22 protein-coding genes are annotated in these 26,570 nt (G+C 66.4%); 12 read left to right on the forward strand and 10 right to left on the reverse strand.

All coding sequences use genetic code 11. The features are described 5' to 3' along the window. Window positions 1-31: 31 nt before the first annotated feature. Both ACOQPD_RS00650 and ACOQPD_RS00655 read right to left on the reverse strand, forming a co-directional pair. On the reverse strand, window positions 32-1,879 hold the full coding sequence (locus ACOQPD_RS00650) for a VanW family protein (protein ID WP_420614408.1): 1,848 nt from the start codon (window positions 1,877-1,879) through the stop codon (window positions 32-34). A gap of 106 nt (window positions 1,880-1,985) precedes the next feature. Then, window positions 1,986-2,963 carry a diacylglycerol/lipid kinase family protein gene (locus ACOQPD_RS00655; protein WP_420612984.1) on the reverse strand — a complete coding sequence of 326 codons (978 nt, stop codon included), beginning with the start codon at window positions 2,961-2,963 and terminating at the stop codon, window positions 1,986-1,988. 234 nt (window positions 2,964-3,197) lie between these two features. On the opposite strand from ACOQPD_RS00655, the gene ACOQPD_RS00660 reads away from it, so the two are divergent. From ACOQPD_RS00660 to ACOQPD_RS00680, 5 genes are all read left to right on the forward strand, one after another. Beyond that, window positions 3,198-4,001 (forward strand): FAD binding domain-containing protein, encoded by an 804-nt coding sequence (locus ACOQPD_RS00660; RefSeq protein ID WP_420612985.1) that lies wholly within the window; start codon window positions 3,198-3,200, stop codon window positions 3,999-4,001. After that, window positions 3,998-4,453 (forward strand): (2Fe-2S)-binding protein, encoded by a 456-nt coding sequence (locus ACOQPD_RS00665; protein ID WP_420612986.1) that lies wholly within the window; start codon window positions 3,998-4,000, stop codon window positions 4,451-4,453. The genes ACOQPD_RS00660 and ACOQPD_RS00665 overlap by 4 nt, the downstream gene beginning before the upstream one ends. Beyond that, on the forward strand, window positions 4,450-6,678 hold the full coding sequence (locus ACOQPD_RS00670) for a xanthine dehydrogenase family protein molybdopterin-binding subunit (protein ID WP_420612987.1): 2,229 nt from the start codon (window positions 4,450-4,452) through the stop codon (window positions 6,676-6,678). Before ACOQPD_RS00665 ends, ACOQPD_RS00670 begins: the two co-directional genes overlap by 4 nt. Window positions 6,679-6,682: 4 nt before the next feature. Beyond that, complete coding sequence (locus ACOQPD_RS00675; protein ID WP_420612988.1) at window positions 6,683-6,853, forward strand: hypothetical protein; 171 nt, start codon at window positions 6,683-6,685, stop codon at window positions 6,851-6,853. A gap of 82 nt (window positions 6,854-6,935) precedes the next feature. After that, complete coding sequence (locus ACOQPD_RS00680; RefSeq protein WP_420612989.1) at window positions 6,936-7,325, forward strand: VOC family protein; 390 nt, start codon at window positions 6,936-6,938, stop codon at window positions 7,323-7,325. 78 nt (window positions 7,326-7,403) lie between these two features. On the opposite strand, the gene ACOQPD_RS00685 is transcribed toward ACOQPD_RS00680, so the two are convergent. Continuing rightward, window positions 7,404-8,603, reverse strand: coding sequence for a pyridoxal phosphate-dependent aminotransferase (locus tag ACOQPD_RS00685; protein ID WP_420612990.1), 1,200 nt, complete (start codon window positions 8,601-8,603; stop codon window positions 7,404-7,406). A 41-nt stretch (window positions 8,604-8,644) separates the two neighbouring features. Between ACOQPD_RS00685 and serC the strand changes: the two genes are divergently transcribed. After that, window positions 8,645-9,766 (forward strand): phosphoserine transaminase, encoded by a 1,122-nt coding sequence (gene serC / locus ACOQPD_RS00690; RefSeq protein WP_420612991.1) that lies wholly within the window; start codon window positions 8,645-8,647, stop codon window positions 9,764-9,766. Between the two features lie 9 nt (window positions 9,767-9,775). Here the strand turns inward: serC and ACOQPD_RS00695 are convergent, their stop codons facing one another. The 3 genes from ACOQPD_RS00695 to ACOQPD_RS00705 form a co-directional block, all read right to left on the reverse strand. Continuing rightward, window positions 9,776-10,339, reverse strand: coding sequence for an SRPBCC family protein (locus ACOQPD_RS00695; protein ID WP_420612992.1), 564 nt, complete (start codon window positions 10,337-10,339; stop codon window positions 9,776-9,778). A 109-nt stretch (window positions 10,340-10,448) separates the two neighbouring features. After that, window positions 10,449-10,808 carry a hypothetical protein gene (locus ACOQPD_RS00700; RefSeq protein ID WP_420612993.1) on the reverse strand — a complete coding sequence of 120 codons (360 nt, stop codon included), beginning with the start codon at window positions 10,806-10,808 and terminating at the stop codon, window positions 10,449-10,451. Window position 10,809: 1 nt separating this feature from the next. Beyond that, window positions 10,810-12,141, reverse strand: a complete 1,332-nt coding sequence (locus ACOQPD_RS00705; protein ID WP_420612994.1) for an MFS transporter — start codon at window positions 12,139-12,141, stop codon at window positions 10,810-10,812. A 78-nt stretch (window positions 12,142-12,219) separates the two neighbouring features. Between ACOQPD_RS00705 and ACOQPD_RS00710 the strand changes: the two genes are divergently transcribed. The 3 genes from ACOQPD_RS00710 to ACOQPD_RS00720 all read left to right on the forward strand — a co-directional run bounded on the left by ACOQPD_RS00710 (window position 12,220) and on the right by ACOQPD_RS00720 (window position 14,623). Further along, complete coding sequence (locus ACOQPD_RS00710) at window positions 12,220-13,551, forward strand: PQQ-dependent sugar dehydrogenase (RefSeq protein ID WP_420612995.1); 1,332 nt, start codon at window positions 12,220-12,222, stop codon at window positions 13,549-13,551. A 473-nt stretch (window positions 13,552-14,024) separates the two neighbouring features. Then, window positions 14,025-14,219 (forward strand): hypothetical protein, encoded by a 195-nt coding sequence (locus tag ACOQPD_RS00715; RefSeq protein WP_420612996.1) that lies wholly within the window; start codon window positions 14,025-14,027, stop codon window positions 14,217-14,219. Then, a complete protein-coding gene (locus ACOQPD_RS00720) occupies window positions 14,210-14,623 on the forward strand; it encodes a PIN domain-containing protein (protein WP_420612997.1) in 414 nt (137 codons plus the stop codon). The genes ACOQPD_RS00715 and ACOQPD_RS00720 overlap by 10 nt, the downstream gene beginning before the upstream one ends. 386 nt (window positions 14,624-15,009) lie before the next feature. Here the strand turns inward: ACOQPD_RS00720 and ACOQPD_RS00725 are convergent, their stop codons facing one another. Genes ACOQPD_RS00725 through ACOQPD_RS00740 form a run of 4 tightly spaced genes read right to left on the reverse strand, consistent with a single transcriptional unit; the run spans window position 15,010 to window position 21,762 of the window. Continuing rightward, window positions 15,010-16,005 carry a hypothetical protein gene (locus tag ACOQPD_RS00725; RefSeq protein ID WP_420612998.1) on the reverse strand — a complete coding sequence of 332 codons (996 nt, stop codon included), beginning with the start codon at window positions 16,003-16,005 and terminating at the stop codon, window positions 15,010-15,012. Continuing rightward, entirely contained in the window at window positions 16,005-18,848 is a 2,844-nt protein-coding gene (locus ACOQPD_RS00730; protein ID WP_420612999.1) for an AAA family ATPase, read from the reverse strand. Before ACOQPD_RS00730 ends, ACOQPD_RS00725 begins: the two co-directional genes overlap by 1 nt. 17 nt (window positions 18,849-18,865) lie before the next feature. After that, window positions 18,866-20,023, reverse strand: a complete 1,158-nt coding sequence (locus ACOQPD_RS00735; RefSeq protein ID WP_420613000.1) for an exonuclease SbcCD subunit D — start codon at window positions 20,021-20,023, stop codon at window positions 18,866-18,868. A gap of 8 nt (window positions 20,024-20,031) precedes the next feature. After that, on the reverse strand, window positions 20,032-21,762 hold the full coding sequence (locus ACOQPD_RS00740; protein ID WP_420614409.1) for an ATP-binding protein: 1,731 nt from the start codon (window positions 21,760-21,762) through the stop codon (window positions 20,032-20,034). A gap of 85 nt (window positions 21,763-21,847) precedes the next feature. Here ACOQPD_RS00740 and ACOQPD_RS00745 point away from each other — a divergent pair, with 85 nt between their 5' ends. From ACOQPD_RS00745 to purQ, 3 genes are all read left to right on the forward strand, one after another. Beyond that, entirely contained in the window at window positions 21,848-22,789 is a 942-nt protein-coding gene (locus ACOQPD_RS00745; RefSeq protein ID WP_420613001.1) for an aldo/keto reductase, read from the forward strand. Between the two features lie 79 nt (window positions 22,790-22,868). Continuing rightward, window positions 22,869-25,739, forward strand: a complete 2,871-nt coding sequence (purL, locus tag ACOQPD_RS00750) for a phosphoribosylformylglycinamidine synthase subunit PurL (protein ID WP_420613002.1) — start codon at window positions 22,869-22,871, stop codon at window positions 25,737-25,739. After that, window positions 25,666-26,544 (forward strand): phosphoribosylformylglycinamidine synthase I, encoded by an 879-nt coding sequence (gene purQ, locus ACOQPD_RS00755; RefSeq protein ID WP_420613003.1) that lies wholly within the window; start codon window positions 25,666-25,668, stop codon window positions 26,542-26,544. The genes purL and purQ overlap by 74 nt, the downstream gene beginning before the upstream one ends. Window positions 26,545-26,570: the final 26 nt, after the last annotated feature.

The raw sequence follows: 26,570 nt of genomic DNA on the forward strand, positions 1-26,570 counted from the left end.
TGTCGTGATCTGCGATCAGCGGTCCGAGGGCCTACTCGGTGGTTTCACCTTCCCCTTCGGCGGTCTCGCCTTCTCCTTCGCCCTCACCTTCGGGGGTCTCACTTTCCCCTTCGGGGATCTCAGCATCCGGGTCGGGAGGCAGGGTGGTGGGGTAACCCTCCGGGTAGTCGGGATGGGGTGGGCATTCCTCCCCGGTGTAGTCCTCCGCATCCTCGGGCAGCTGGCACGGATGGACCTCGAACCGGTGCGCCCACGGCCGGTAGCGCACCTTCCACTCCTCATGGGAAGTGGTGCCGTCGGTGAAGGAGATATCTCTCGTAACCGTGACGCTCCATCCGTCAGCGCCCTGCTGGACCTCCACCGGCTCGTCCCAGGGCATGACTTCGGGGTTCGGGACGTACTCGGTGGGATACGGGACCGGGTTGGTGCGCTCTGACACCGTGGCCGAAACCTCCCGATCCGAGTTGTCGCCGTAGAACCGGACGGTGATCGAGGTTCTGGTGTATGACGTCTTGATTACGAGAGGGGCATCGGTGTCGTTGCGGAACACCAGGTCGGGCACGGGCCAGCTGACCGTGGCCTCGATGCCCATCGGGTAGCGCGAGAAGTAGTAGCTATGGGGTTTGTGGTCTATGACCTCCAGCCCGGCCCAGAACACCGCGTTGTAGAAGGTGCTGGCGAACTGGCTGACTCCGCCGCCCACTTGGTCTTCTATCTCGCCCCGGATGATGGTGGGGGCGGGCAGGAAGCCCCGTTCCTCGGTCCGCTCTCCCACAGTCTCGTTGAGTGACAGGGTTTCCCCCGGCAACAGGTTGACGTTGTCCATGACATCGGCGAACAGATGGATGTTCTGGACCCTCGGCTGGCAGCAGTTGTGCTCGGTGGTGAACTCGCTGATCATGCTGAGGGGCCCCATGGCGGCCAGTTCCTCGGCGGTTATCTCGGGCTCCACCCCCGTCTGTAGGGGTAGCGTGGACCGTCTCGATTCCCGTCCGGCGGCTTGCTTTATAGCCCGTATCACCAACTCGACATCTATGAGAGCGCCCGGGAATCCGGGAACGTAGGTGATGGTCTCCTGGTCGTCGATCATGATGTATGCGTTCTTCGGCGGTGCTTCGAACCCTGCCCTCAGAGGATCCAGATACCCGTCGATCACAGCCCGGTCGAGGGCGACTCGGAGACCGAGGTCCGGATCCGTGACCACCTCCGTGGTGAGGGCGCGCCCCAACTCGGCCACACTGAGGTTCAGGGTGGCGTCGGGATCGGTCCGAGTCAGGACGATCGGTCCGGCCAGCAGCGCGGAGGCTTCTTCCAGAGCCGCCTCCACGGCAGCTCTGGGCAGGACAGGCTGCACCTCGATTGTCGGTAGCCGCACGGTGACGGCGCGGGGTTGGCTGAGGAGGGCTCCGACGATCTGGTTGCGGGCTACACCCCGGTCGATCACGAGGCCGGCTCGGGGATAGCGGGCCACCGGGGTCGAACCCCGGATGTCGATTCCGCCCTCGTCAGGCCCGACCAAGGCCGACTCGTAGAGGTCGATCAGTCCATCGAGAGCAGCCTCGTCAATGGTTCCCGAGATCGACCAGGGCAGGCTGGCCTGAGAGTCGTCGCCCCGGCGTTCGAGGTCTTCGAGTATCGCATCCAGCGACCGGTCTGCGAGCGCCGCGTCGAGAGTGGCGTTCTCGTCCAGGTCGAATCCGATGGCCGCCGGGAGCAGGCTGAAGCTGGACTCGCTCACCTCGATCCGGATCGGCGTGAGGGCCAGGCTGTTCTCCAGGCTGGTCAGCGCGGCCATCGCTTCGATGCGGGAAGGGTCGGGTTGGGTGGCTGCGGTTCCTCCGTTGCCACCGGGCGTGGGGGTGGCGCCGTCCTGGTTCATGATCACCACGGCGAGAATCCCCAAAGCGACGGTCGTCACTCCGAGGAGAAGGACTAGACGGCGCGAACCGGACAAGAGGGCTTGTTCTCAACCACCGCGCCGGATGTTACCCGGTGCCCGAGACCTTTCCGGGCATCGGGTCAAGGCCCGAACTGTCCGGGGATCCGGGTTTCAGCACCCGGAGGTGGTCGGGGCGGGCGGCAACCGAGAACCTCAGTGGAGACCGCAGCAACTCGCCGTCCGCCTGTGCCGGGAACCCTCCGGACGCCGACACATGCACGGAGGTGACGCCGGTCCAGACCTCGAGTCCCTCCGCGCCCGATAACCCGGCACCGGTGACGACCCGTCGCAGGATCGAGAACAGGTGTCGCCTCGGCAGCTCGTGGGCTACGAGCACCGACAGCGCTCCGGGCTCGTGCGATCCGAAGCGGACGGGAAGGCGCCCGAAATAGGTGTAACGGTCGTACAGGCTGACGAACACGGCCACGGCCTCGGCTGACCGGTCCCGTGTCCTCACGGTCAGGTCGGGGGACCGCCCGGCGAAGCCGGTCCAGGCGACCGAGGTGGCCGAGCGGGCGTAGTGCAGCCCGGAGAAGCGATACTTGCGATGTGGCTCCTGCTCGGCGCGCTCCACGACGGCGGCGTCGAATCCGGCCCCGCACGAGAACGTGGCCAGCCGGCTCTCCACGCCCGATTCTCCATGGTCGAGGGTGAGCATGGCGGCCGGTACCGCTGCCACCGGTGGGCGTCCGCAGATGAACTCGGTGGCGGCCCGAGGCTTGCGGGGGAGGCCCAGTATCCGGGCGAGCACGTTGGTGGTGCCCGCCGGAATGATCCCGAGTGCGGTGCCGGTCCCGCCCAGGCCGTTGGCGATGTGGTGGACCACGCCGTCCCCGCCCATCGCGACTACCAGGTCGAACCGGTCGGCTGCGGCGGCCGCGCTGATCGACCGGGCTTCGGCGGTGGTCCTGGGCCACTCGGTTTCGACCTCGTAGCTCTCCCGGAGCCGGGCCAATACCGATCGGTGGAGACCGCCGGTGAACCCGGATGCGGAGGGATTGGTACACAGCAGGATTCGCGCCATCCGGCCAGGTTAGGGGGTGCTGAGAAGGACGGGGATGGGTTGGTCCGCGATGCCCTGACATGGAGTCTCGTTGGCCGGCCGGCCGGCAGGCCAAGCGGACACTTTCCGTGCCCTTCTAGGGAACCGTACCGCCGGCTCCGCCGCTGGTCGTGGAGCGTGCCGTTTTCCACCGCTGCGCCGTCTGCGTTGGTATTCTGAGAGACGCAGCCCCATCCGGAGAACGGACCGCGCCTCATGGAAGTAGTACACCCGGCCGATCTCGATGAGGCCGTCGGCGCGCTCGCTTCTCATCCCGAAGCCGTGCTGCTGGCCGGCGGAACCGATCTGATGGTGGAAGTCAACTTCGACCGGATCCGCCCGGAGATGGTCGTGACGTTGCGAAGGTTGGATGACATCCAGGACGTCTCCCGGCGCCGCATCGGCGCGGGCGTCACCTTCCGGCGTCTCGAATCGGGTGACCACAACGCCCTGGCGCAGCTGGCCCGCACCATCGGCTCTCCCCAGATCAGGGCGGCGGGGACCATCGGCGGGAACATCGCGACCGCAAGCCCGGCGGGGGATGCGCTGCCTTTCCTGGCCGGTCTGGATGCCGAGATCGAGCTTCACTCCACCTCCGGGACCCGCCGGCTGCGCTGGGATGAGTTTTTCACCGGTGTCAAACGGACTGCCAGGCGGCCCGACGAGTTGATTACCGCGGCGGTGCTGCCCGAGGACCTCCCCGACTTCCAGGAGTTCGCCAAGATCGGCCAGCGAAGCGCCATGGTCATCTCCATCGTCTCGGCTTGCGTCTTCAGATGGCGTGATGGCCGCACCCGGGTGGCGCTCGGCTCCGTGGGCCCCACCGCGATCCGGGCTCGGCGGGCCGAGGAGATGATCTCGGAGGAGGCCGAACCCGGTCCGGCGGCGCTCGAGGAGTTCGCCCGATTGGTTTCACAGGAGGTGAGCCCCATCTCGGATCACCGGGGGACGGATGACTACCGGCGTCACGCCTCCGGTGTACTGGCCCGTCGCCTACTCGAAAGGTGCCTGCCGTCATGAGAGTGCAGATGACTGTGAACGGTGAGGAACGGGTGTGCGATGCGAAGGGTTCGGAGAGCCTGCTGTTCGCCCTCCGCGAGCACCTCCACCTGACGGGCTCCAAGGGGGCCTGCGAGCAGGGGGAGTGCGGATCGTGCTCGGTGCTGCTGGATGGAGAGCTGGTGTGTTCCTGCTTGGTGATGGCCGTGGATGCCCACGGTTCGGAGGTCGTGACCGTGGAAGGGATGGGGGGAGCGGAACTCCACCCGGTTCAGAAGGCGCTGATCGATGCCGGTGCGGTCCAGTGCGGATTCTGTACGCCCGGTTTCGTCGTGGCCGCTGCCGCACTGCTCGATGAGAACCCGGCTCCCTCCTCCGACGAGATGCGAGAAGGTCTGGCCGGCAACATCTGCCGCTGCACCGGTTACGGCGCCATTCTCCGAGGCCTCGAGACGCTGGTGGGGGACCGATGACCACCCGGGTGAGGACCGGCGAGGTCCGGGGCGGGGTTGGCGAGTCGACCTCCCGCTCGGACGGCATCCCGAAGACCGACGGCACGTACACCTATTCGTCGGACCTCCATATGGATCGCATGCTCTTCGGCGCCACCCTCCGGTGCCCCCACCCGAAGGCAAGGATCACCAAGCTGGACATCGGCCCTGCTTTGGCGATGACCGGCGTTCACGCCGTCCTCACCGGGGACGATGTCCCGGGCCGCAATGCCTTCGGCCTCGAAACGGCCGACCAGCCGATACTGGCTACGGACCTGGTCGAGTACTGGGGTCAGGCGGTGGCGCTTGTCGCCGCTGACGACCCGGAGATCGCTCGCCGGGCGGTGGAGGCCATCGGTATCGAATACGAGGTGCTGGAGCCGCTCACCGACCCGGAGGATGCTGACGCCCGGGATTCCGTGTTCCACCGGGCCAGATGCCGTCGAGGCCGCCAGGATGCGTCCGGCGCGGTGGTGGTGGAGGGCTACTACGAGGTGGGGATGCAGGATCAGGCCCCGCTCGGCACCGAGTCCGGCCTGGCGATTCCCGACGGGCGGGGCGGTGTCGATCTCCACATCGCCACCCAGTGGACCCACGTCGACCGTGATCAGATCGTGGCCGGGCTCGGGGTTGAGGAGGACGCGGTGCGGGTCCACCACGCCGGTGTCGGCGGCGCCTTCGGGGCGCGGGAGGATGTCAGCCTCCAGATCCATCTCTGCCTGCTCGCCTTGTACACCGGGCGGCCGGTGAAGATGGAATACAGCCGGGCCGAGAGCTTCGTGGGCCATGTCCACCGGCATCCGGCCCAGCTCTGGATGCGCCACGAGGCCGACCATGATGGAACCCTCCGGCGCATCGAGGCGAGAATCATCATCGACGGAGGCGCCTTCCGTTCGACCAGCGATTCGGTGATAGGCAACGCCGTCTACCACGCCGCCGGTCCTTACCGGTGCGACTCGGTGTCGGTGGACGGGGTGGCCGTACGAACCAACAACCCGCCTTGCGGAGCGATGCGAGGCTTCGGGGCGGTGCAGGCCTGCTTCGGCCACGAGGCCCAGATGGACAAGCTGGCCGATGCGCTCGGCATGGACCGCGTCGAGTTCAGGATCAAGAACGCCCTGCGCCGCGGGGACCCTCTGGCCACCTCCGGACAGGTGATCGACACGTCAGCGCCGGTCGTCGAGATACTCGAGAGGCTCCGCCGTATGCCACTGCCGCCGGTGAACCGCAGTGACGATCCACGCCTTCTCCCCGGCGGTACCGGCCTGACCACCTCCCGCCCGATGGTGACACGGGGGGTCGGGTACGCCATCGGGCTCAAGAACCTGTGCTTCTCGGCCGGTTTCGACGACTACTCCGAGGCCAGGGTCGCCATCACCCCGTTCGGTGTCGAGGTGCACACCGCGGCGGTCGAGGTGGGCCAGGGTCTCGGAATGTCGTGCGCGCAGATCGCCCGGACCGTCCTCGGAATAGAGGATGTGGTGGTCTTCTACGACGACACCTCCAAGATCGGTTCGGCCGGTTCGACGTCTGCCTCACGCCAGACGCAGATGACCGGGGGAGCGGTCATGGAAGCGGCCCGGATGGCGCGCGAGATCGCCCTCCGGCGAGGAGGCGGCGACGAACTGGATGGTGAGGGAGTCTGGAAGGACGGCATCCTGGTTACCCCGATGGAGGACCTGGTCGGCCGGGAGAATATCGAGTACCACACCCGGTTCCACCATCCGGAGACGTACGCGCCCGACGAGAACGGCCAGGGCGACCTCCACGTCGATTTCGCGTTCGCAGCGCATCGGGCTGTCGTGGATGTGGACCCGGAACTGGGTCTGTTCCGGGTGGTGCAGGTCGACACGGTCCAGGATGTCGGGTTCATGATCAACCCCCGGTCGGTGGTGGGCCAGATAGAAGGCGGGACGATGCAAGGGATCGGTCTCGCCACCCTTGAGGAGATCGTGGTCGAGAATGGTGTCATCCAGAACCCCACCTTCACGGACTACCTGCTCCCGACCTTCCTGGATGCTCCGTCCATCGAGATCGAGGTGATCGAGGAACCCAGCTCCTTCGGCCCGTTCGGCGCCAAGGGAGTGGGGGAGCCGCCCACCGTGTCCTCCACCGCAGCAGTGGTGGCCGCCATCCGCGACGCCACCGGCCTGGAGCTCAACCGCACCCCCGTCCGCCCCGAACACGTCGCGCTGGGAGACTGCTGAGACGTTGGCGGTGCCGCACTTCCGACAGAACCGAATAGGTGAGGAATTGGCGGCGGCCCTGACACCCGACAAGGTCGCGCAGCTTGATGCTGGCCTCGGTGAAGTCGTTGATCTCTATGTGGGCGTGCCGGTTGCACGGTCGATGAACCTTCGTCTGGGGCGAGAGGCCGGCTGATTGGCATGGCGGGGTCCCGGGCTGCATACCTGTAGAAACCTGCTTGCATCACCGATGGAGAGCGCGGGAGGTTGCGGGAGGGATGGAGTTAGGTGCATTCTCGGTGAGTCTGTCGGTCGAGGATCTGGCGGAGGCCCAGGCGTTCTACGAGAAGCTCGGCTTCTCCCGCTTCGGGGGCGACGGGATGGGTTACGTGATGATGGTCAACGGGACGGCGGTCATCGGCCTGTTCAAGGGCATGTTCGAGGGCAACATCCTCACCTTCAACCCCGGCCTGAGCCAGGACGGATCGGAGCTGGCGGAATTCACCGACGTCAGGGAGATCCGGGAGTCCCTGGTGGCCGGAGGTGTCGAGATGACGACGGATACCGACCCCGCGGGCACGGGCCCCGCCCACATCGTGTTCACCGATACAGAGGGAAACGTGATTCTTATCGACCAGTTCGCTCCCAAGCCCTCCGGCCCTGCATAGCCCTAAGTCTCTTAGAGCATTTCTAAACAATAATATGAGTAAAAGAACTCAGTCCTCTGAGCAAAGAGGGCTGGACTTTCACCGAGAGGTCCCCAGTAGCTCCTGGAGTCTGGTGAGGCCGGTGACCAGATCGTCGTCGCCTAGGGCGTAGGAGAAGCGGGCGTATCCGGGCGCGCCGAATGCTTCGCCGGGGACGAAGGCGACACCGGCCTGGTCTATGCAGACGTCGGCCAGTTCGAGAGCGGTGCTGGGCCGGGTGTCTCCCACCCGGTTGCCGAGCGCCCCACGCACGGAGGCGAAGCAGTAGAAGGCCCCTTGCGGCTCGATGCAGTCGATACCTCTCGTCTCGTTGAGCATCCGGTGCATGATGCGCCGGCGCCGGTCGAACGCCTCCCGCATCATGTGGACATCGTCAAGCGAGCCCGACACCGCCTCGATGGCGCCGGCCTGGGCGATGTTGGAGACGTTGGACGTCAGGTGGCCCTGTAGCTTGGTCGCTCCCTTTATCACGTGGTCCGGAGCGACCATCCAGCCCACGCGCCATCCGGTCATGGCGTAGGTCTTGGCCACCCCGTTGACGATCACGCACTGCTCGGCCAGTTCCGGAACCTCGACCGGCAACGACGCGAACGATGCGTCCCCGTAGACGAGGTGCTCGTAGATCTCGTCGGTCAGGACCCAGACGCCTCGGTCCACCGCCCAGCGGCCGATCTCGGCTATCTCGGATGCGTCGTAGACGGCTCCGGTCGGATTCGAGGGGGAGACGAAGATCAGCAGCTTGGTTCGGGAGGTGTATGCGGCCTCCAGCTGGTCCACCGTGACCTTGAATCCGCTTGTCTCATCGGTTTCCAGCGGGATGGTGACCCCACCGGCCAGCTCGACCACCGCCGGGTAGGTAACCCAGTAGGGCGCCGGCAGCAGCACCTCGTCCCCGGGGTCGACCAGGCAATGGACCCCCGTGTAGACACTCTGCTTGCCGCCGTTGGTGACGATCACCTGTGACGGCGCCACTTCGTAGCCCGAGTCCCGGCGGGTCTTGGCGGCCACCGCCTCCCGGAGGGCGGGAAGCCCGGGCGCCGGGGTGTACTTGTGCATCGCGGGGTCGGCGGCGGCCGCTCGGGCCGCGGCCACGATGGGGGCGGGGGTAGGGAAGTCGGGCTCGCCGGCGCCGTAGCCGATCACGTCGTGGCCGGCGGCGCGCAGGGCCCTGGCCTTGGCGGTGATCGCCATGGTGGCCGATTCGGCCATCGATTCGATTCGCTGCGATACTCCTGACATCAAGATTCTCCGTATCGGGTTCTGGAGAGGGAACGATAGACATGCCCGGAGACACTTCGATCCGCATACCTTCCGATCTGCTGCCCTCCGACGGCAGGTTCGGGTGCGGCCCGACCCGGGTCCGCCAGAGCACGTTGGACCACCTTGCGGAATCGGGCTCGTCCTACATGGGCACTTCACACCGCCGCCCGACGGTGCGGCGGATGGTCGGGCGGGTCCGGTCCGGGCTCACCGAGTTGTTCGGCTTGCCCGACGGCTACGAGGTGGTGCTCGGCAACGGAGGCGCCTCCGCCTTCTGGGACGCGGCCGCCTTCGGCCTGATCGAGCGGGCCAGCCAGCACCTAAAGTTCGGAGCGTTCTCCTCGAAGTTCGTCGGAGTGGTGTCCGGCGCCCCGCACCTCGAAGCGCCCGATGTGATCGAGTCGCCGCTTGGCACGCACCCCATGCCGTCTCCATCAGACAGCATTGATCTCTATGCCCTCACCCACAACGAGACCTCCACAGGGGTCACCATGCCCCTCAGGCGGGTGGAGGCGGATGGCCTGACCGTGGTGGATGCCACGTCCGCGGCCGGTGGGATAGCGGTCGATCCCACGCAGTTCGACGTCTACTTCTTTTCGCCGCAGAAGGCCTTCGGAGCGGATGGTGGGCTGTACGTAGCCCTGTGTTCCCCGAGGGCGCTGGAGAGGATCGAGAGGATTGCCGCATCGGGCCGGTGGATTCCCCCGTTCCTGTCGCTGTCGGAAGCGGTTTCCCAGTCGGTCAAGGACCAGACCTACAACACCCCCGCTCTAGCCACGCTGTTCATGCTGGCCGACACCGTGGAATGGATGAACGAGCAGGGCGGTCTTGCCTGGTCCTCGGGGCGGTGTGCCGCCAACGGCGCGATGCTCTATGGATGGGCCGAGCAACACCCGATGGCGCAGCCGTTCGTGCCGGATCCGAGCATGCGGTCACCGATCGGCGCCACCATCGACTTCCGGCAGCCGTTGACCTGGGCTGGACTGGCGGGCACGCTGCGGGCCAACGGGATCGTCGACACGGAGCCCTATCACAAGGACGGCAACCATCTCCGTATCGGGCTCTGGCCCTCCATACCCCGCTCGGACATGGAGGCGTTCATCGCCTGCCTGGAATACGTGATCGAAGCAAGCCTCGGCTAGCCGGCGGGTTCAGTCGCGTCCGAGCAGCTTCTTGGCGCCCTTGGCGACGCTGGAGCCCACCGTGGATGCGACCAGCGAGATGCCTTTCACGTCATCGGCCTCGATAGCGGCTGCGTCCTCCGGGTTCTCCGCCTCAAGCTTCGCCTCCAGGCAGTCCACGAACTGCTGGATGAGGCGCTGCGTGATCTGGTTGAGGAGCCCGGTACGGCCGAACTGAGCGGCCGTGCCCGAAATGGTGATGTCTGCGTCTACCTTCACCATGGTGCCCCCGTCCGACGCCGCCAGCGCGTAGTCGACCGCTACGTTGCCTCGCGAGCCGCCGCGCCGATCCACACCCTTGCCGATGATGTTGCCGGTCATGGCGTCCGGGTCGGCGGTAATCGTGGCGCGGCCCTCGAACCGAGCCGTCATGGGGCCGAGCCGGACCGAGACCGAGCCGGTGTAGCTGCCGTCGCCGTGGTTGTCGGTGAGCTCGGCGCCCGGCATGCATTGGGCCACCGAGGCCACGTCCTGGAAGAAGCCGAACACGTTGGCGGGTGCGCCGGCGACCTGGAACTCTTGCGTGATCTTCATCTGAACCTCCCGATGCGGTCAGCATCGTAGTTGGCCGCTTACGTTCGGGTACCGTTTGCGCGGGCCAACGGCACAGCGGGTCTCGAATCGTGCCCTATCAGGGGTGGTTTCAACCTTTCCTCCCTGTCCGGCGCACGGCGCGCTCGAAACCTCGTCGCTGCCTGCGCCTCCTCCACCGGATGACCAGCCCGACCAGCGTCTGGAAGACGAGCGTGAGCACCGCCGTGGCAACCACGACAACCAGCAGGGGAGTGTTGAACTCCCACCAGAACACCCGGACCGGTACCACCTCCAGGTTCTGGTAGGCGAGAAACCCTACGGCCAGGGCCAGCGCCGCCAGCGTCACCAAGCCCCATCTGATTCGATGCCTCAGCCGCTCGGGACTCTCGGCGGTGGGGGCAGGGCTCTCGGTAGCGGGCGACGGGGGGCTTTCGGCAGTTGCCGGCGGTTTGGTCGGTTCTTCGGTCATGTCAATGTGCCTCCCATCGGCTACGGGCTGCTCTTGCCTCGTCCACGTCCACCTTCGCCAAGAGTACGCCCCCGACGACGAAGAAGACCACGATGGAGAGGATGGCTGGGCGACCGGATCCGTATACGTTACTGACAATGCCGAACACCAGCGGCCCCCAGATGGCCGAGAACTTGGAGAACACGCTGTAGAAGCCGAAGAACTCGGCCTCGGACCCCTCGGGGATCATCGTTGCATACAGGCTGCGGCTCAGCGCCTGGATACCGCCCAGCACCCATCCGATGATCACGGCCGCCAGGAAGAACGGCAGAGCCTGCCCGGCGGGAAGGAAGTAGGCGCCTGCGGACACCAGCGCCCAGACCACGATGGACCACAGTATGGCTCGCTTCGGTCCGATCCGCTCGGCCATCACTCCGAAGAACAGTGCGCCTCCGAAGGCGACGAACTGCACCAGCAGGAAGGCGAGCGTGATGACGGTTATGTCGAGGTCCAGCGTGTCCGCGGCATAGGAGCCGGAGATGTAGATCACCGTCTGGGTGCCGTCGTTGTAGAAGATGAATGCGGCCACGAACAGCAGGAGCTGGGGAAACCCGCGGAGCTTTCTGATGGTCACCAAAGTCCTGCCGAAACCGATGGCCGTGTAGGCGCGCCACGGTCGGAAATGCCGGTATCGGGGCGGCAGGGGCAGGGCCTCGCCGGTTTCGGGCAGGTAGCGCAGCGCGTATAGGGCGAAGCCCGCCCACCACACGCCCGAGCCGAAGATGGCGAGCCGGGCGGCCCCGCTACTCGACAGTCCCGTGAGACCGCCTTCGCCGCTCGCCAGTAGCAGGCCCAAGGCCAGTACCAGGTAGAGACCTCCCCCTACATACCCGTAGGCGAACCCCTTCGAGGACACCCGGTCGATCGTGTCTTCGGTGGTCAGCCCCGGCAGGAAGGCGTCGTAGAAGACGTTGGATGCTACGAACCCGATATGGGCCACGAGTACCACCAGTATGAACCAGGGGACCGCCCCATCGGGCACGAACGGCGCCACCAGCACGAAAACGGCGCCTGCCAGCGCGGAGGTACGGAGGAACCGGCGCTTGGACGAGGTGTGGTCGGCCACCGCGCCGAGGATCGGCATCATCAGGAAGAGAACGGTGGAACCACCGGATATGACCCAGGCCCAGATGGTTTCGGCCGACAAGCCGTTCCATCCCTCATCACCCACGATCACGCTGCTGAAGAAGGCCGCGACGATGGCGCCCATAGTGACCGAGAAGGCGGAGTTGGCCCAGTCATACATAGCCCAACCGAAGATGGTCTTCCTGTCGTTTCGCACCAGTTCGGCCACGCGCCTCCTCCTGTTGCCCCGGCGCGACTCTAACTGTCGTAGCCGGTAGCCGGCCCTGCGGCGGTATCGTGTCCGGTCGTGGTTCGGAGGATTCTTCTGGTCGGGTTGGTTCTGGTGGCCGGCGCATGCAGCGGGGTACCCGATCCCATTCCGCCCACTACGCCGCCCACCGCGGCGGCACCTTCTTCCACGACCTCCGCCGGTCCCGACCCTGTGACCACCACCACGACCACGACCGTTCTGGCGACAACCGGTGTCCCCGCTGCCGATACGTCCACGACGGTGGTCGCCAATACCGGTCAGGCGCTGACGGATACGACGCCGGAACCGAACCCGACCACGGCGGTCACGACGCCTGCTCCGCTGGAGCGCCTCCGATACGATGAGGTAGCGGTCATCGGGTATCCGATCCACGCGGAGCACTATCCGGGTTCCGACCTGATGGCGATCGCCTCCAAGGAGGGGACCGTCTGGCTGTGGGACGAGGCCGGAGTCGATCCCGTCCCGCTCCTGGACATCACCGACCGGGTCCGGGACCGCGGGGAGCAGGGACTGCTGGGACTGGCGTTCGCTCCCGACTATCCGGAGTCCGGGCGCATCTTCGTGCACTACACGGCGCTTGACGGCGACACGGTCCTAGCCGAGTTCGTGGAGCAGGGCGGGCAGGCGGATCCGACCGGGACGGTCCTGTGGAGGACGCCGCAGCCGGCTGCCAACCACAACGGCGGGATGATCCTGTTCGGCCCCGACGGTTACCTCTACATGGGTCTGGGAGACGGCGGAGGCGCCGGAGACCGTTACGGACACGGGCAGAACGACCGCTCGCCGCTGGGAGCGCTGTTGAGGTTCGACGTGTCCGAGCAGGGCCTGGCGATCCCTGCGGCCGGCAACCCTTTCCCGGCTCCCGAGGTGTGGGCGATAGGCCTGCGCAATCCCTGGCGATTCACCATTGACGAGCTGTCGGGAACGGTCATCATTGCCGATGTCGGCCAGAACCTCTTCGAGGAGGTCTCGGTAGCGCCGCTGGAGACCGCGGGGTTGAACTACGGCTGGCCGATCACCGAAGGGCTCCACTGCTTCGATCCCCCGTCGGGATGCGATGCCTCCGGCCTCACTCTGCCGGTGCTCGAGGTTCCCCACACCGACTCAGGGACGTGTTCGATCACCGGAGGGGTGGTCTACCGGGGGGCGGCGATTCCCGAGCTGGCCGGGCACTACCTGTTCTCCGACTATTGCGGGGGCTACCTGCGCAGCTTCCCGGTGGAGGGGCCGTTCGACGAGCCGCGTGACTGGACCGATCAGGTGGGCATAGCCGGGCAGGTGGTCGCCTTCGGCACGGACCACGCCGGGGAGGTCTACGTGCTTACCGCCTCAGGCTCGGTCCTCCGCCTGGCAGCCGAACGCGGATGATCACGCGCCAACCGCTCGGATCGACACGCTCGGCGTATTCGCTCTGGGTTGTTGCAGGGCGACAAGGGGGTTGAATCTGTCACACCCTCGTTATAGGTTGTTGGATACCGTAATTACCAGCGGTCCGGCACCGACGTCGACCGGACCGCGCGAGGGATCAAATCGTTCGGGAGTGCCCCACCCAAGGGCTTGGGCGGACGCGCTCCGACCAAGGTGGCGGCGGTGGGGGAGGGCCCGTCGGGCGAAGCCCGCTGGGCGCGATTTTCGCGTTCTTTTCCGATACAGGACACTAGCGGCGGGGGAGATGTTCTACGGGGTGCACTCACCGCCTCCGGTTCCGTCCACCGCCTGATAGCCAAGAGGGGAGGGCGGCCGTTTTCAGCGGTACGGCGGAGAGTCCGGGATCCCGAAACATGCGGGCGGCAGCATCTTGGGGCGTATATATCAGACGACCAGCATATATACTGAGGGGTATGGCGAAACACTTGATCGATCTCGATGAGGAGGCATTGAGCGCGGCGCGGGCGGAACTCCGTACGGTGACGATCAAGGATACGGTGAACCGGGCGCTTCGCCTTGCCGCGGTGGACCGAGATCCGAGAGTAGCTAGGGCGTTGGACGTCCTGGCCGGCACCGACCTCGCGGACCGTGACGAGGCATGGCGGTGACCTATCTGCTCGATAAGAGCGTCCTAACCCGCCTCCGCGAGCCGTCAGTGAGGGGGGTGGTCCGTCCACTCGCCGGCGCCGGACTGGCTGCGCGGGCCGGGATCAGCGACCTTGAGATCGGGTTCTCGGCGCGCAACGAAACAGAGTGGGATCGACTCATGGGGGCTCTCGACGTGTTCCTACTGGTTGAGACCACCGCCCAGCACCTACGGAGAGCTCTCCAAGTGCAGCGGTTGCTCGCAATCAAGAGTCAGAGGGGTCGCAAGATACCCGACTTGCTCGTTGCTGCCGCGGCGGAGGCGGCGGGTCGTGTCGTTCTCCACTATGACAAGGACTTCGATCTCATTTCTTCGGTCACCGGACAGACGTGCCGTTGGGTTGTTCCGCCCGGCACTGTCGACTGATCGACTGGTGACATTGCGGGCCGGACAGCGCACGCTGCTGTTGTCTTCGTGTTCCCCGCCTCCGGTTCGGTCCTTCGCCTGGTCACTTAACGCGGATGATCACGCCATCAATGCTCGGACGACACGCTCGGCACATTTCGGTCCGGGCGGTTGCCTACCAACAAGGGGGTTGAACCTGTCACACCCTCGCTATAGGTTGTTGGATACCGTAATTACCAGCGGTCCGGCACCGACGTCGACCGGACCGCGCGAGGGATCAAATCGTTCGGGAGTGCCCCACCCAAGGGCTTGGGCGGACGCGCCCCGACCAAGGTGGCGGCGGTGGGGGAGGGCCCGCAGGGTGGGGCCTGGCGTGGCGATTTTCGCGTTCTTGCCGGTGCGGGACGCTAGCGGCGGGGGAGTTGCTCTCTCGGGGGTGTCGGCGTCTCGGTGCGCGCTTCCGGCGCGAGCAGCCACTCCTTGATATTCCTTCTTGCGGCGACGCGCAGGGCGCGTTCGAGCAGCGGGGCATCCCCTAGCCGTCTACGGAGTTCTCGCTCGATTCCGCTTATCGGGTACAGGTTCTGCGGCGCCCGGGCCTCCTTGTGGGACTCGCTGGCGAAGCGTGGAAGGCAGGCGCTGACGATCTCGGCTCGGGCGACAGCCTCGCTCACCGTGCCTGTTCCCGCGAGCTCGAGCCGGACGATCCCGGACATGGGGTGAACCCGAGGGCCGGGCAGGCGCAGGTACCAGGACCAGCGACCACTGGGGCCTCCGCTGAGGAAAAAGAGGGGGGTTCGCTGTCCATCATCGAGGCTGCCGAGTATCGCCTGAACCTCGTTCGGGAGGTAGATCTTGTGATGGGTCTTGACGTAGCCGACACTCTGGCGGTCGGTTTGCCCGCGGAGCGGGCCGTCGAACACGATGAGGTCGCTGGTAACGGACCGGGCGACACCGATTTCGAGTTCGGTGCGGCGTCCGTGAATGGCTAGGTAGGTGGCTTCAGGTGTGGTGTCCTGGGCGGGTACGAACTCGTAGGTGGCGTGGCGGGTGACGATCGGGGCCGCGTTTGACGAGGCAGGGGCGATGAGCGAGCGGACCACCTCGACGCCGTGGGTGGTGGCGGCGCCAGGCGTGCAGACCGTTGCGCCGGCGGCCATCGAAACGCAGACGGCAGGCGTGGAGATCCCGTTCTCGTGGATCCAGATCCTGGCGTCGATGCGCTGGATGCCGTCGATGAACGCGATCTCATCAGGCGTACTCGACGGTTCCGGTTCGATCGGGGCCCACGCATCGAGCGGCCGCTCGACGGTGGCAACGGCCTGGTCGTCGGCGTCGTCTGCGGAAGGCAGGTTGATGGACGATCCGTATTCCGGCGCCCACGACTCGACGCTGAAGTCCATCAGGTCTCGATCCGTTCGACGGTGGCGGCCCCTCCCGTCTTGGTGACTTCGAGCCGTACCGGCATGCGGTCGGCGAGCTCCCGGATATGGGTGACGATCCCCACGAAGCGCCCGGTGGTACCGAGCTCCTCGACTGCGGTGGCGACGGTGTCGAGAGTATGGGGGTCGAGGGTTCCGAATCCTTCGTCCAGGAAGATCGATTCCATCCTCGGTGCGCCCTCGGCCGCTATTTCGGCGGTGGCGTCAGCGAGCGCTAGCGCGAGCGACAGGGAGGCTAAGAAGGTCTCGCCACCTGAGAGTGTTCGGGTCATCCGGAGTTCGTCGGCGTTGGTGTGATCGCGTACCGCGAAGTCACGCTGCTGAACTTCGAGCGAGTATTGGCCGCCCGACAACTCAAGGAGCCGCGCTGTCGCCGGCTCGACCAGTACCTCCATTGCTGCTTCCATGAGCCAACCCCCGAAGCGATCGGCATGCAAAAGGTATCCGAGTTCGTCCGCCACTTCGGCTTGCTCGGTCCGGTAGGCGATCTGTTTTCTCAGGTTCTCCAGTCTGTGACGTTCTTCGTCGAAGTGCTTTAGATTCGCCGCGGCGCTGGCAGCGTGCTCGGTTAGCAGGTCACCCAGTTCAGACACAGTTGCGTCGGTGGCGACGTTGTCGAGAAGGTGGACGCATCTATCTCGCAGGTTGGCGAGGCGCTCGGCACGGAGTTGTTCGGTGACAGACTTGTTTTCTGCTGCAGCACCGTGCTTGGTGGCGCCGGCCCGCGCCTCGCGCTGAGTCCACTCAGTCAGCGTTGTCCAGGCTCGGACTAGGTCGGTCGTATCGGCTATCGGTGGTTCGAACTCAGCGATTTGAGCGCGACTGGCATGGAACAGTTCGATAGCTTGCTCACGTTGACCGTCGACGGCGGCTAGTTGGGCGGACGCGCCTTGGTACTCGGTTTCGGCGTCCTCGAACCTACCGTCGGCTTCTCTCAGTTCCGCCTCTAGACGCTCGGCTTTGGCGAGTTCAGAGTGAAGTGCGTCTTCGCGCGGAAGCGCAAGGACTCGGTTCCGAAGGGAAGTGAGTTCAGATTCGAGGGTGTCCTTGGAGCCTCGGAGTCGGTTCATTTGTCTGTTCACGGCATCGTATGCTTCGATCACCTTCGCATGAGCCGCTGATTCCCGGTGTTGTCGTGCGGCGGTCTCGGCCTGCTGGGTCGAACTCTTAGCTTTTCCAACGGCCGCTTCCAATTCGACAGCCTTCGTCCGCAGCGCGCCGAGTTGGTTAGAGGGTGGAATGGAAGCGATGTCGGCTTCATAGCCTCCTAGAGCCTTCAGCGCCGAGGACGCCTCCGCGCGTCGCTTCATCCGGACTGCTTCGGCATCTTTGCACGCCTGCCTGGCTTTATCTAGAGCGGAGAGGACCACCGCATTGTGCGCTTCGGCCTGTCGAAGCTCGGTGTCCAGGTCGTGAGCGGGAAGTTCGTGTACTTCCTGCAAGCACAACGGGCAGTCCGAACCTACTTCGAGTAGATGGACATGCCCCAAGATACCGGCGCGCTGTCGAAGGTCGTCTACGCGGGCCGAACTCCCTGATGCAGCAGACTCGGCGTCCCGGAGTGCCTTTTCAAGTGGTCGCATCGATTCCTCGGCCGACCTAACTGCCTCATCTGTTGCCCTGGCATGCTTGGAAGCATCGCTATAGCGGCTGTGTGTCTTCGACCAGGTGTCGACTTGTGTGGTCGTGACAGCTGTTTCTCGGGCAGTTCGGGCAGTCCTCTCCGCTTCTCGGGCTTCCTCAACGCACCGATCCAGCTCCGTTTGCTCCTTCTGAACTCGGTCGGCCGCTCGTTTCGCGGACGCGTACTCTCGTACCGCTGTGTCGAGTCGCTTGGCGACGTCGTCGTACTCGCGGCTCTGTTGGGCGAGCTTGGCATGTTCTTCCAGCCCGAGGCGCACGGTGGCGATATCTGGACCGTCGCGAAGAGCCTCCTTGGCACGTAGCCTCTCGGTACTCCTTCGTCTTCGGTTTTCCTCCGCGTCGGTCCGCTCCCTGGTCGCGTTGGTAATCTGGTCAGCCAACTCGGCCACACCGTCCGGTGCCACGACGCTCTCCATACGGTCGATCTGGTCACTGAGCCGTCTGATGCCGTCATCGAGGTTGTGCAGTTCGTTATCGAGGTCGTTTATCGCCTCTAGATCGGCCTTGAACCTGGTCCGTGCGGTGTCGAGTTGGGTGACGCGGTGCTCGAGGGCCGCCCTTCGCTCGTCCGTGAGGTGTCTGGTCTCGCTGGCGAGGTTTGCCCTAAGGGCACCGGTTTGGGCCTTAGCCCACGCGGCCCGTCCGCGTGCGGCTGCGCCTATCCGCCTGTACCACTCCATTCCGAGTAGGCGGACGAGAGTGGACTGACGGTCTTTGTGGTTGTCATGGAGAAAAGTGGCGAACTTACCCTGCGGGAGCACGACCGTCCGGTTGAACTGCTCCACATCGAGTCCCAGAAGCCCCTTGACCTCTTGAGACATGGAGGTGACGTCGCCGGCGAGAACATGGTCACCCCGCTCCAAACGTGCTTCCCTGGTAGCGGCCCTGCCACTCGTAGTCCGGCGCACGATACGGGTAGCTGTCAGGATCTGCCCGTCAAGTCCGAATTCGAGAGACACGCGAGCCTCGTTGCTTGTCTGGTTGATCGCCGGTGCCACCAGCTGGTTGTTCTCGTAGCGGGCGACCGTGCCGTAGAGGGCGAAGGTGATAGCGTCGATGATCGTCGACTTGCCCGACCCGGTCGGTCCTACCAGCGCGACCAAGTCGACATCGGCGAGATCGATGTCCGTCCACTCGCGGAACGCCCCGAAGCCCTTCATCGAGATCCGCAGGGGTCTCATACGCGGAGTCCGGCACTTGCATCGCTCTGCTCATCGAGCAACTCACCGAATAGGTCGCGGACCCGTCGGTCCTCGATGTTCTTGTGTTTCAGGTATTCGTCGAAGACCTCTTGGGGCGACCGGCTGCGATGATCGAGTTTTCGTCTTCGAGCTTCCGAAGCAGGTGATTCGACCCGGACGTCCACCACGCCCGGACCGAGGAGTTCTCGCACGGTCTGCGCCAGCCCGGCCCGGCCGGGGCCCTGGACGACCACCTTCAGCCAGGCGTTGTCGTCCACGTCCGTCGAACTCAGTTCCTCGAGGGTCCCCGTCAGCGTCCGCAGCGGAAGGCCGGCCGTGAGGCGCACCGTTTCGACACCCGCCGGTGTGCCCGGTTCGATGGTGACCACGTTCACCTGCTTGGCCTGCTCGGCTTCGCCGAAGTCGAGCTGCAGCGGCGAGCCGCAGTAGTGGAGGGGGTGCCTGACGCTCTGCGGACGGTGGAGGTGGCCGAGCGCGCCGTACCCGATCGTCACCGGGAAGGACTGTGCCGTGATGGCGTACTCCTCGACCAGGTGGGCCGGACGTTCACCACCTCCGGCCTGGCCGCCCAGCACGAAGGCGTGGGTCGTGAACAGGTTGACGGTATCGGCGCCGAACGGTTCGCACAGGCGTTCAATCAGTAGCCGCAGCCGGTCGCTGTAGTACTGGGCGTTCTCGAAGGCCTGGCTTGTCATGAGGTGCTTGGCCCGCACGATGCCGCGTTTCGATACGAACGGAAGCATCGCCAGCCGTACGTCCGTGCCGTCACGGGTGCGCAACCCGATCACGCCGCCATCGTCGGGACGGGCCGGCTCGGCAACCACGTGTATCTGCCCGAGCCGCAGCAGGGGAGCGACCGCCCGCAGCCGGCGGGGGTTGTCGTGATTGCCGGCGATCACGGCCACTTCAGCTCCGGTGTCGGCCAGGCCGAGAAGGGCCCGGTAGACGATGTTCTCCGCCTCGGCGGACGGGGCGGCCGAGTCGAAGAGATCGCCGGCCACTATGACCAGATCGACCTCCTCACGGGCCGCGATCTGCGCGATCTCGGCCAGGACGGCGGTGTGCTCAACCGCCCGGGATGCTCCCCGGATCGTCTTCCCTACGTGCCAGTCCGACGTGTGGAGGAGTTTCAAGGCCGGTCTCAGACCAGTCCGTCGAAGGGGTCGGCGGGCTGGTCGGCCGGTCCGCCTGCCAGGCCATTGCCGGTTCCACCGCTCAGGTCGGCCTCGGCGACCCGGGTGGCCCAGGCCGGGAACGGGAACTCGAGCAGAACAGGGACGGGAAGACGCGGTTGGGAGACGAACATGGAACCGGGCTTGAGGATCGTGGCCCGCTGCCGCTGGACCGCGGGCAGGAACCCGTACTGCTCGCGTCCGGCCTCCGCGGCGTCCAGCCGGCCGACCACCCGCACCGCGGAGTTCGAGACCACCCGCCGCTCCACCTCGCTGGCCGTCTGCTGGGCGCCGATGAGGATCATCCCGAGACTGCGGCCCCGCTCCGCCACGTCGAGCAAGATCTCCTTGATCGGGCTCGACGAGTCGCGGGGCGCGTACTTGTTCAGCTCGTCCAGGACCACGAACTGCAATGGCTCAGCGGTGCCGGCTGCTTCCTTCGCCTCGAATGCCTGCCGGAGCACGACGCCGACCACGAAGCGCTTCGCCCGGTCATGGAGCATGTGCAGGTCGACCACGGTCACCTGCTGGGAGTCGAGATCGATGGCATGCGTTTCGGCGTCGTCGATATCGGCCCGGATGAGGTGCGCTACGTGTCGCTCCGCTGATGAAAGGCGGCGTACGAAGGCGTTGATCGTCCCGGTGTAGATCGACCGCCCGGTCCATTGCGGGTCAGCGGCCTCGTCCGGGTCCTCCGGGAGCAGCTTGTCGCAAACGATGCTGACGAGCTGGGAGAACGTCCGCGCCGTCCTCCCGTCGATCCGCACGGCGCCGTCAGCAGTATGGGACTGCCTGGCGCAGCGCTGCAGCTGGGCCGTGACCGACTGCACCACGATCGTGTATTGCTGGCGCTCGTCCTCTGCATCGGCGAACAGGAACGGCAGCAGCCCTTGCTCGCAGAACTGGGCGACTGTCCAGTACAGCGGGCGAACGCCCGTGGTGCGGGCGCCGGTGGCCGGCGTGCCGTTGGGGTCACCCTTGCGCGGAGGGGCGAGCACCCTCATGGAGCGGAACGGCCCGGCTTCGAGTCCGAGGGCGGCGTAGCGCGCTCGCTCCTCCTCGTCTATCCGGGTGTTCTCATGGTCGAGGAAGAGCAGATCCTCGCCCTTGACGTTGAAGACGAGTCCCTTGGTGTTGGTAGCGGCCGCACCGAGCACGCCGGAGTTGAACATCGAGTAGAGCAGGAACGTTGCGTAGCTGGTCTTGGTGGCCACGCCGGAGATTCCCGAGATGTTGACGTGGGCGCCCTTGGTGCCGTCGATGAACTCGAGGTCGAGCATCACCGGCTGGCCGTCGCGGGTGAGGCCGGCGGGCAACCTATGTTCGACTTCGACCATGTCGAGCGCCTCGTCGCGCTCAGAGCCCTCGGCCTTGCGCACTTCGGCGCCCGGCAGCGGCGGGACGAACGTTTCCGGTACGACCCGGGTGACCTGGATCTGCGCCGCCTCCGACACGTCGGCGGGCAGGACACCGTCGGCGATCAGGAACACGTCGGAGTCGAACCGGGCCCCTTCATGGCGCGCCCGTACCTGTCCGACGATTCCGTAGATCGATACGACATCGCCGGTCGGCAGAACCCGGTCGAGCGCGATGATGTCGTCCAGCTGCAGATGCTGACCCCTGGCGACCGCGACCCAGAACTCGAGTGGGGTCGAATCATCGGTGCCGAGCACCCTTCCGACTGTCTGATTCACCACCAGCCGATTATGACATGCGGCCGTGACACGAATGGACCGCTGCCGGTTGCTTGAATACGGGACACCACATGAGGAGGTTGCCCTAGCCATGACCCCACCGCGCCGAACGCTCAACGGCTCCGAACTTGAGATATTCCCACTGGGCTTGGGAACCAACACCTTCGGCTGGACGGCCGACGAGCCCACGTCCCGCGCCGTCCTGGACGACTACTGCGCGGCTGGCGGCAACTTCATCGACACTGCCGACTCGTACTCGGCCTGGGTCCCCGGAAACGTGGGAGGGGAGTCCGAGACCATCATCGGCCGCTGGATGAAGGACCGGGGCAACCGCGACGACATGGTGATCGCCACCAAGGTCAGCCACCATCCCGACTACCAGGGTCTGGCTCCCGCCACTATCAGGGCCGGTATCGAAGCCTCTCTCCGACGTCTGGACGTCGATGTCATCGACCTCTACTACGCCCATTACGACGACCCCGACACGCCGGTCGAGGAGAGTATCGGGACCCTGTCGGAGCTGGTGGACGAGGGCAAGGTGCGGTACCTGGGCCTCTCCAACTACTCGGCGGAACGCTTGGAGGAGTGGATGCAGGTCACGCGGGCCGGAGGTTTCCACCGCCCCGTCGCACTGCAGCAGCAGTACAGCCTGGTGGAGCGGGGCGTCGAGCAGACCACCCTCCCCATCGCCCGGCGGGAGGGATGGGCTTTCCTGCCCTACTACGCGCTGGCGCTCGGTTTCCTGACGGGCAAGTACACGTCGGGTCAGCAGGTCGACAGCCCCCGGGCCGGCGCCGCCTCCGCCTACCTGAACGACCAGGGAAGGCGCGTCCTCGCCGTGATGGAGGGAATATCGGAGTCGCACCGGGTCGGCCTGGCCTCCGTCGCTCTGGCATGGGTAGCCGCCCAACCGGGGGTAGCGGCGCCGCTGGCCGGTGTCCGCAACCCTGAGCAACTTGAACCGCTGATCGAGTCCGCGACGCTGACGCTCACCGAGGACCAGCTGGCCGCGCTCGACGAGGTCTCCGGATAGCCGTAAGCCGGACAGCCGTTTGAGGTTGCCCGAGTGGCCAACCACCCACGTAGGCAAGGCGGTAGGGGGAGGCAGCGGCGTGCCGGTACGCATCCAGGTGACATCCTCCGATGACCCGCGAGCGGACCGGATCGTGGAGGGCGCTCGCCACCTGGGCGTACCCGGCCTGGTCGCCTGCCGGGTCAGCAGGGTCCACTACGTGCAGGGAGATCTGTCCGCGGCCGACATCGACCGGCTCTGCCGCGAGGTCCTGGTCGACCCGGTGGTGGACGAGCTGGTGGTGGGTTCCCCGGCCACCATCCCCCATCCGGCAGTGGAGGTTGCGCCGCGCCCGGGCGTCACGGACACCGAGGCCCGGGAGCTCGAGCGGGCCGCGGCGGCCCTCGGCCTGCCCCCCGTGCTGGCTTCCACGGCCCGCCGGTACGAGCTGATCGGCGACCTTGACACGGCCGCCGTTTCGGCCATAAGCAGTCGGTTGCTGGCCAACGACACGATCGAGCAGCATTCGCTCAGTCCCATACCTCCGTCCTTCGACGCGCCGGCCACCGCGGGCGCAAGGGTCGAATCCGTCACGCTGTCCGGTCTGGCGGATGCCGATCTCCTGAGTCTCAGCCGGGAACGCCTCCTCTCGCTGGATCTGGCCGAGATGCATGCCATCCAGGAACACTTCGGGCGCGAGGGAAGGGATCCGACCGATGCCGAGCTCGAGACGTTGGCCCAGACATGGTCGGAGCACTGCATGCACAAGACGTTCCGGGCTCGCGTTCGCCTGGAGCACACCAGGGCGGACGGCTCCATCACCGTGGCTCGCTACGACGGCCTGCTCGCGGCCCTCCGGACGGTCACCGAGGAGCTCGATCCACCCTGGCTCCGCTCGGCCTTCGACGACAACGCCGGCATCGTGGCCTTCGACGATGACTTCGACCTTGCCTTTAAGGTCGAGACCCACAACCATCCATCGGCACTTGAACCTTTCGGGGGTGCCAACACGGGCGTGGGCGGGGTGGTTCGGGACGTGATGGGAGTGTCGGCGCGGCCCATCGCCTGCACCAACGTCCTCTGCTTCGGGCCTCCCGACCTGCCCGACCGGGATCTGCCGGCCGGTGTCATGCATCCCCGTAGGGTTCGCGACGGAGTGGTGGCCGGAATAGGCGACTACGGCAACAAGCTGGGCCTTCCCACCGTCAACGGCGCGGTGCTCTACGACGAGGGATACATCGCCAATCCGCTCGTTTACTGCGGGGCGCTGGGCCTGCTGCCATCCGGATCGCATCCCACCGAGCCGAGGGTCGGTGACCGGATCATCGCCATCGGAGGCCGGACCGGTCGGGACGGCATCCACGGCGCCACCTTCTCCTCCGCCGGGATGGACGCGGCCACCGCTGAACAGGCCGGGACGGTGGTGCAGATCGGCGATCCGATCACCGAGAAGGGCTGTATCGAGGTGGTCGAGGAGGCTCGCGACCTGCGTCTGTACCACGCCATCACCGACTGCGGCGCGGGCGGATTCTCCTCGGCGGTTGGCGAGATGGGTGAGCACCTCGGCGCCGAAGTGGATCTGGCGGGGGCGCCGTTGAAGTACGAGGGTCTCGAACCGTGGGAGATCTGGCTGTCCGAGGCCCAGGAGCGCATGGTCCTGGCGGTGCCGGGGGACAAGGTCGAGATCCTCGGCCGCCTGTGCGACCGCCACGGCGTGGAGATGACCGACCTCGGTTCGTTCAACGGCACCGGCCGCCTGGTGGTGCGTTACGCCGAAACCCCGGTGGTCGATCTCCCCATGGATTTCCTGCACGGGGGCGTTCCGCGACGCGAGATGGTCGGGCGCTGGGCCGACCCCACACCGGAGCCCGTGCACGTGCCGGATGCCGACCCGGCCCGGCTCGTGCTCGACCTCCTGTCCCATCCGACCGTCGCCTCGAAGGAGGCCATCGTCCGGACCTACGACCACGAGGTCCGGGGAGGAACCGTCGGCCGGCCGTTCGTCGGCGTCCGGTCAGACGGTCCGGGAGACGGCGCGGTGCTCAAGCCCCTGGACACCTGGCACCATGACGGGGCCGTGGCGCTGGCGGTGGGTATCAACCCGCGTATCGGGCGGCTCGATCCCTGGGCGATGGCCATGCACGCCATCGACGAGGCGGTACGAAATCTCGTGGCGGTGGGGGCTGATCCGCGACGTGTCGCCCTGCTCGACAACTTCTGCTGGGGCGACCCCACCAAGCCGGACCGGCTCGGATCGCTGGTGAGAGCGGTGGAAGGATGCCTGGAGGGGGCGCGCCGCTACCGCATGCCCTTCATCTCGGGCAAGGACAGCCTGTTCAACGAGTACGCAGGGGAGGCGATCCCCGGCACGCTGCTCATCTCGGCCCTGGGACTGGTTCCCGACCTGCACCGGACACTCGGCAGCGCCCTCACCCGCGCCGGTCACGATCTCTGGCTGGTGGGGGAGGGCTCGGAGCGGCTCGGAGGCTCGCTCGTGGACGAACTGCTGGGCATCGGTGACCGGCTGGTCCCTCCGGCGGTGGAGGATCCCCTGCGGCGCTACCTGGCGGTGCACCGGCTGATCGCCGAGGGAAGCGTCACCGCCGCCCACGACGTGAGCGACGGCGGTGTCGCCGCGGCGGTCGCCGAGATGGCCGTCGGCGGCCGGCTCGGGGTGGAGGCGACCGTCCCCGCTCCGGGGGAGAGTCTCGTGGTCGCGCTCACCAACGAAGCCCCGGGCCGGTTGCTGCTGGAGGCGCCCCGGGCCCGGCGCGACCATCTGGCGGCCCGGCTGGGTTCGCTCGGGCGCCCTATCGGTGCGGTGACCGCAGCGCCCTCGATCCGTATAGGTGTGACCGGGCCGGCGGCCGGGCGGAAGCCGGTTACGATCGACCTCGATGCGGCGGTGCGAGCCTTCACCGGACGGGGATCAGCCCCGGACGGACGGTCTTCAGGAGACAGGACCCCATGAGAACAGCCCGAAGGAGAATGCCGTAGCCGCGCCGCCGGTCCTCATCCTCCACTCCCCGGGGACCAATCGCGATGCCGAGGCCGCGCTGGCCGTGGAGCTGGCGGGAGGAGACCCGAGCATCGTCTCCATGAACGATCTGCGGGCCGGAGCGGCCTCGATGTCCGCCTTCGCCGCGCTGGTGCTTCCCGGCGGATTCTCCTACGGCGATGCTCTGGGCGCCGGCGCCCGCCTGGCTCTCGAACTCCGGACGTGGCTGTATGAGGAGCTGGCCGGGGCCGTGCGGTCGGGGCGGCCGGTACTGGGAATCTGCAACGGCTTCCAGGCGCTGCTTAAGGCCGGCCTCCTCGGGGAACCGGGAGCGCCGAGGCGGGTGACGCTCACCGACAACGCTCACGGGCGTTTCGAGTGTCGCTGGGTGAACCTGCGCGTCGAGCCCGGTTGCCGTTCCGGCTGGCTGAGCGCCATCGAGGGCGCCCTGATCCGTTGCCCGGTGGCCCATGGCGAGGGCCGGGTGGCCGTGGCCGATCCAGAGGTCGCCAGAACCCTGGAGGCCGACGGGCTGATCGCCTTCCGCTACATGTCGGAGGACAGCCACACGGAACCTGAGCGGGTGGCGGGCGGGTGCTACCCGGCGAACCCCAATGGCTCGGTGGCCGACATCGCCGGTCTCTGCGACCCGACGGGGACGGCGGTCGGGCTGATGCCACATCCGGAGGATCACGTGGTCGACTGGCAACGACCGGGCGGCCCGCCCGGCGGCCTGGGCCTGGCCATCTTCGAGGCGTTCGTCGATGCCGCCCGGTAGGAGTGTGCTGAGAAATGTCCAGTTGG

The organism is Candidatus Spongiisocius sp., from assembly GCF_965221825.1.
Classification (GTDB): domain Bacteria; phylum Actinomycetota; class Acidimicrobiia; order Spongiisociales; family Spongiisociaceae; genus Spongiisocius.